Origin of the sequence: Kitasatospora sp. A2-31 (genome assembly GCF_022288725.1) — a bacterium.
Taxonomy (GTDB): domain Bacteria; phylum Actinomycetota; class Actinomycetes; order Streptomycetales; family Streptomycetaceae; genus Kitasatospora.
In genome coordinates this window covers 1-5,598 of the sequence record NZ_JAKNTA010000065.1, presented here as the reverse complement: position 1 = coordinate 5,598, position 5,598 = coordinate 1, and the positions used below count along the sequence as shown (strand labels likewise).

8 protein-coding genes and 1 pseudogene are annotated in these 5,598 nt (G+C 68.2%); 2 read left to right on the top strand and 7 right to left on the bottom strand.

From position 1 onward, the window contains the following. Both MCM47_RS39275 and def read left to right on the top strand, forming a co-directional pair. A pseudogene (locus tag MCM47_RS39275) lies at window positions 1-507 on the top strand (hypothetical protein); the annotation flags it as partial. A 27-nt stretch (window positions 508-534) separates the two neighbouring features. Then, on the top strand, window positions 535-1,170 hold the full coding sequence (def, locus tag MCM47_RS39270; RefSeq protein ID WP_238950262.1) for a peptide deformylase: 636 nt from the start codon (window positions 535-537) through the stop codon (window positions 1,168-1,170). 77 nt (window positions 1,171-1,247) lie between these two features. On the opposite strand, the gene MCM47_RS39265 is transcribed toward def, so the two are convergent. The 7 genes from MCM47_RS39265 to MCM47_RS39235 all read right to left on the bottom strand — a co-directional run bounded on the left by MCM47_RS39265 (window position 1,248) and on the right by MCM47_RS39235 (window position 5,397). Then, window positions 1,248-2,306, bottom strand: a complete 1,059-nt coding sequence (locus MCM47_RS39265; protein WP_238951674.1) for a ferritin-like protein — start codon at window positions 2,304-2,306, stop codon at window positions 1,248-1,250. An 86-nt stretch (window positions 2,307-2,392) separates the two neighbouring features. Then, the gene (locus MCM47_RS39260; protein WP_238951673.1) at window positions 2,393-2,830 is read right to left on the bottom strand and encodes a hypothetical protein; all 438 of its coding nucleotides are present in this window, start codon (window positions 2,828-2,830) and stop codon (window positions 2,393-2,395) included. A gap of 104 nt (window positions 2,831-2,934) precedes the next feature. Beyond that, complete coding sequence (locus MCM47_RS39255) at window positions 2,935-3,177, bottom strand: DUF397 domain-containing protein (RefSeq protein WP_238951672.1); 243 nt, start codon at window positions 3,175-3,177, stop codon at window positions 2,935-2,937. 46 nt (window positions 3,178-3,223) lie between these two features. Beyond that, window positions 3,224-3,460: a hypothetical protein gene (locus tag MCM47_RS39250; protein WP_238951671.1), complete on the bottom strand. Its 237-nt coding sequence runs from the start codon at window positions 3,458-3,460 to the stop codon at window positions 3,224-3,226. A gap of 377 nt (window positions 3,461-3,837) precedes the next feature. Next, a complete protein-coding gene (locus MCM47_RS39245; protein WP_308222635.1) occupies window positions 3,838-4,692 on the bottom strand; it encodes a helix-turn-helix transcriptional regulator in 855 nt (284 codons plus the stop codon). Beyond that, entirely contained in the window at window positions 4,692-5,210 is a 519-nt protein-coding gene (locus MCM47_RS39240) for a DUF6879 family protein (RefSeq protein ID WP_238950264.1), read from the bottom strand. The genes MCM47_RS39245 and MCM47_RS39240 overlap by 1 nt, the downstream gene beginning before the upstream one ends. Then, window positions 5,194-5,397 (bottom strand): hypothetical protein, encoded by a 204-nt coding sequence (locus MCM47_RS39235; RefSeq protein ID WP_238950266.1) that lies wholly within the window; start codon window positions 5,395-5,397, stop codon window positions 5,194-5,196. Before MCM47_RS39235 ends, MCM47_RS39240 begins: the two co-directional genes overlap by 17 nt. Between the last annotated feature and the right edge of the window lie 201 nt (window positions 5,398-5,598).

Here is a 5,598-nt window from a genome sequence, read left to right as displayed (position 1 = left end):
CCGCTGCCGTCCTCCGGCAGACGCTGGGGGGAGGTCGTGCTGCACGACGGAGCCCCGCACGGCGAGCGGGTCACCGACGGAGTGGCCTACCCGGTGTTCGACGAGATCGAGCTGTGGGCGCCGTCCCCGGTGCCGACGTACGTCGTCCTGCTGCAGGCCGCGACGGCGGCGGACCGGGACGCACTGGAGCGGCTGGTCGCGGACGCGGGCTATGCGGCGGAGGACTGGACGTCGTCGGTGCGGTTGCTCTGCCGGGCCTGCTCGGAGAGCCGGATGGCCGCCGACGACGGGCACACCGCCCACCACGATCCGCACGACGACGGCGACGCCGCCCACCCCGGGCACCTGAGCCACCTCAGTCAGGGCGGCGCGGCCGGGATGTCCTGGCTGGTGGAGCGGGAGTGCGGGATCGCGGCGCCGGCCCACCTGGTGCGGGCCCTGCTGGACCGCTGGGCGGCGGCCTCCCCGGGATCGCGGGCGTACCGGGATCTCGAAGAAGTCTGCTGAGTACCCTGGTGAGGTACGCGTAGACCTATGGAAGCGGAAGACATGGCGGAGCAGGCCGAGCAGCACGAGCACGACGAGAACCCGAACCCGAAGGTGATCGGGGAGGAGCCGGACCTCACCAAGGGCACCGCGCGCCCGATCACCGTGGTCGGCAACCCCGTCCTGCACCGCGAGGTCAAGGACGTCACCGCGTTCGACGGCGAGCTGTCCGCCCTGATCGACGACATGTTCCAGTCGATGTACGCCGCCGAGGGCGTGGGCCTGGCGGCCAACCAGATCGGTGTGGACCTCAAGGTCTTCGTCTACGACTGCCCGGACGACGAGGGCGTGCGCCACATCGGCCACGTGATCAACCCGAAGCTGGAGGACTACCCGGCCGACCGCCGCCGGGTGCTGGACGACGGCAACGAGGGCTGCCTGTCGGTGCCCACCGCCTACGCCGAGCTGGCGCGCCCGGACTTCGCCGCGGTGACCGGTGTGGACAAGGACGGCCGGCCGATCCGGGTCGAGGGCACCGGCTTCTTCGCCCGCTGCCTGCTGCACGAGACGGACCACCTGTACGGCACCCTCTACATCGACAAGCTGTCGAAGCGGGACCGCAAGGACGCCCTGCGGCAGATGGCCGAGGGGACGCCGCGGTACGCGACCGTGCCGAACGAGTAACGGCCGACGCTCGTTGAAGGCCTGTCGAAGGCCGGTGCGGAGGCTCCGCACCGGCCTTCGGACTGTCCGGTTGCAGGTCAGCGCTGGATGAAGAGCCACTCCGGGCCGTAGGTGAACCGGGGGTCGGCGGGGAGCTTGATGCCGTTGATCTGCTGGGCGGTGCTGCGCATCTTGCCCATGTGGGTGATGGCGGGGCCGATCGCGGCGGTCCCGCCGTCGGCCCAGGCGTCCTGGAGGGCGTACAGCATGTCGCTGTAGTGCTGGTTGAAGGTGGTCAGGCGGTCGGCGGTGGCCTGGTCGGGCTCGTTGCCGGGGGAGTTGGCCCAGCCGCCCGCGGGGATCCGGGCGACCGGGGAGGTGTCCGGCAGCGGTACGTCGGCGCCGTCGAAGCCGTACTCACCGGTCTGCTGGTTTTGGACGAGCTTCTTGCCGACCGCGATCTCCTTGAAGGCGTAGTAGTGGGCGAGTTCTCCCTGGTCCCCGGGGAAGGGGTTCTCCGGGGACGCGTCGGTGCCCTCGCCCTGGGTCTGGATGATGTGGATGGCGGCGAGCACGTCCTCGATGTGGTTCATCGGGACGATGTCGTTGCCGGCGCCGTGGCTCGTGAGCGGGAAGTCAACCTGCCGCTGCCCGGTGATGAGGCCGGCGAACTTGGGGAAGACGTCGGCGATGCGCTGGTAGAACGCGCCGATGGTGTTGCCGTCGGCCGCGAAGGCGAGCGGGTGCTCGGGCTTCTCGATCTCGGAGAACAGGCAGGCCGAATCGCGGGTCAGTCCGCTGAGGTACACCTCCAGGCCGGGGTTGACGCCGCCGGGCAGCTGACCCGGGTACTTCGGCACGGTGGCGGGGTCGGTGAGGACGACCGTGCCGCCGATGGTGGTGAGCATGTTGCAGACCAGCCCGAAGTGGGACATCTCGTCGAAGACGATCTCGCGGATGGTGTGGCGGACCGGCTTGCTGTTGTCCGGGTCGGTGATTGACCAGAGGGCGGTGGCGTAGGGCGGGATGGTGGAGAGCTCCAGCATGATCGCCCGCTGGAGCGCGTCCTTGAGCTCCTGCTCGGTCCAGTCCTCCTCGGAGATGTTCATGAGCTGGACGATCGCGTCGCTCTCGTAGTCCAGGATTCCGGTCGCCATGGTGGCCCCTTTCGTTCGGCTGTCGGGCGGACCGTAGCCGGGGACGGATCGTGTACGGAGGCTTGTCGCCGGTGTGGCTCGGGAGTTCATCCGGACGGGCGGCGCCGGGAGGTGGTGCCGCTGCCGCCCTGGGCGGGGGCGGGGCAGGGGATGTCCGGGTGGGCCCTGCTGGGGCAGGGGACCACGTAGTGGCCGGACCACCGGGTGTCGGACACCCAGCGGGCCCACACGACGTCCGAGGCGCTGGCCAGTTGGTCGACCGCGCGGCGGCGCCGGGCTTCGAGCGGTAGCCAGGGGTCACCGGCGGGCGCGCTCTCCGCGTAGCGCTTCGCGAGCCAGTCGGCCGCGGCGGTGGGGGTTTCCCAGGTGCCACGGATCTGGGCGGCCGGGCGCAGCAGCCACCAGCCGGTCATCAGCGGTGGTAGCTCGGACAGGCGGAACCCCGCGCCGTCGACCGGTCGCCGCTCGGACTCCTTCGTCAGCAGCCGGCCGTCACCGGTCCATTCGTAGCCGTGGAAGTGCAACTGTGCTTCTCCGCGGGGGTCTATCGCCCCCGGCTGCCCGCACGGGACTGCGGACGGCCGGGGTGGTCGGGGTGGTCAGGTCGGCCGGGGCGGTCGGGGTGGCGTCAGACGGACAGGCCGAACCGCGTGGGGTCGATCCCGGCGGTGGTCAGCTCCTCGGCGGTGAACAGCAGCGGTTCGCGGTCGGGGCGCTTGCTGTCGCCCAGGGCGAAGACGCCCGGCGCCTGCGGCACCGCACCGAGGGTCACGCACGACTCGCTGTCGTCGCCCCCGCCCTGGTTGCCGCCGCACGCGCGGTTGAACTGGACGCGGGAGAGGTCGAGTTCGTAGAGGTGGTGGTCGGTCATCGCCTGTGCCTTCCGGTGTTGGGAGAGAGGATCCGCGGGAGGGCGGTCAGCCCCACAGGCTGATGCGCGCGGTGAGCTGGTCGGCGGGCACCTGCCGCGGCAGGGCATCCGGTTCGAACAGCGGCCGGACCAGGGCCCGGCCGTTCTGGAGGCCGACCAGTTCGACAAGGTCGCCGGTCGTCAGGTCCTTCCGAACGGGGTTGTTGTCGACCTGCTCCATGAGCTCCGCCGGCGTCCGGCGACGCTTGGGCTCGGTCGGCTGTGCAGAACCCGCAGCGGACATCGAGGACTCCCGTAACTCGCGGATCGTTTCGGTGAGTCACCAAGTTAGGGGCGAGCCGGGGTCACTCCGGCCCAGTTTCCTGTTCCCACAAGAACTCCTCTCGGGACCCTTGGAATGGCGCGCATATCCATCTCCGGTGACCCCTTGTGGGGGCGAGTGGCGGGGCTGCAGTACTTGGGCGATTCCCCTAACGCGTGCGCAGGAAGTCGGACCGGCCGACTTCCTGCGTCACCAAGGCTGTAGTGGAGTTGGTGTCGGTCGAGAGGCATCCGGCCCGCCCTGCCCGATGGGATATCGGTCAGGGCGGAAAGAGCAGGGATCAGAACGCCTGACCGCCGCACAGCGGGCGGCGCCCGCGGAGGCTTCCGCGGGCGCCGTCACCAGCGCGTTCCGGTTCCCCCTGGCTGGATTCCTTTGTGCTCCCGCAGGAACTCGTCACGGATGTTTCCGACCATCTCCCGCATTGCGTCACCGGTCAGGGCCTGGAGTTCGAACCGACTGAACCGTTCCAGGTACAGCTCCACATCCTTCGGCTCGCTGGTGGTGATTTCCGCATGGGGGATCTCCACGATGGCCATTCGATTGTCGTAGACGACGAACGATGAGGATGGGGCTTCAGTCATGGGGGTCGAGAGTGGCACGATGCCCAACGAGACGTTGGGGAGGCGAGAGAGAGTGATGAGCCGGTCCAGTTGGACGGCCATCTCGGGCGGCGACACAAGCCGCCAGCGCAGCACCGATTCCGTGATCAGGTAGTGGAAGGACTTTACGGGCTCGAAAAGTACGGCCTGGCGTTGGAGCCGAGCACCGATGGTCCGTGACAGCATCTCCGCTGTCAGGCCCTTGGTACCGAGGATTGCCCGAACGTACTCCGGTGTCTGGCACAGGCCAGGGATACAGGACGGTTGGAAGACCCGTTGAGTCGCAGTCTCGGCTTCAACGGAGCGGATGGCGTCCTGATGCAGGTGGAATCCGCTACGCCGGTACAGGCGCCACGCCGTGGCCTCGGTAGCTTCTCGACGGGCTGTCTCCACCATTCCGGCCCGAACTTCGTCGGACACCCCGATGGCCGCGAGGATGCGGTCGACATCCATCGCTGTCGGTGCCAGCTTTCCGGTCTCGATGCGGCTCAACTTGGACGGGGACATGGCAGCGCTGCGGGCGACTGCTTTGGCCTCTTTCCCGCTGGCCTTCCGCAGTTCCCGCAGCGTGCTACCGATGTGTCCTCTCACTAGCTGCCGTGCCGCTCCCACCAGTCGGCGAACGGCTCGGCATGGCTCAGAGCCGTGTCTCGCCAGTGAATCCACTTCTGAACGTCGGGCTCCTCCTCCGCTCCGAGGAATCGACCTTCGTCGTCGTAGGTCATGGAGACGGTTGCGGACTCGTCGAACATCCAGAAGTCGGGAACGCCGTCGAGCGGGTTCGACTTCTCCGTGATGTCGAGGATGAAGAACTCCTCGCCGGCCGTGGCGTTCGTCAGGTATCCCCAGCCGAGTTCGAACTGGAGGTACCGGGTGAGAGGTCGGGTCAGGATGTGAACCCGGTACATGCGGCGGCCGGCGTCGGTATTGCGTCGGACCTGCGCCAGCCACCTGGCGTTGTAGCCGGGAGGCTGAGATTCTCCGGCCAGGAATGCCTGATAGGCGTCCACATTGCCGGACTTGCTGTAGTCGTCCAGTGTCTCCAGTCGGAACGCTTCCTGCTGGAAGTCGTCGAAGAGTCGGCCGAAGGCGTCAGGAGAGATGGTCACGGGCAACCCTCACCAGGAGATCAATCGGGATGCGTACGGCGGTCTCGGTGTCGGGGAGCCGCATCATGGCCAGCGCTTCCGGGTCGTCCACCCTGAAACCCTGTACGACCAGTTCCCCGGTGTCAGTGGCGTAGATCGTCGGGCATGGCCCGTTGTCACAGGAGCTGTCTAGTTCGGTCAGCTTCAACGCTGCTTCCTCCCCTTGGCTTCTCGTTCGATGTTCCCGAGTCTCCGGGTGCAGCGTCAAGAACTCGATCTTTCGAGAACGAGAAATCGGCCTGGCGGGTCTGTGGCTGCTCCTGCCCGGCGCTCAGGCCGGGCAGGAGCAGCGGGGTTCAGGGGGGATGGGGGGGGATGGGGATGGGGTGGGCGGTCCAGCGGGTGAGGG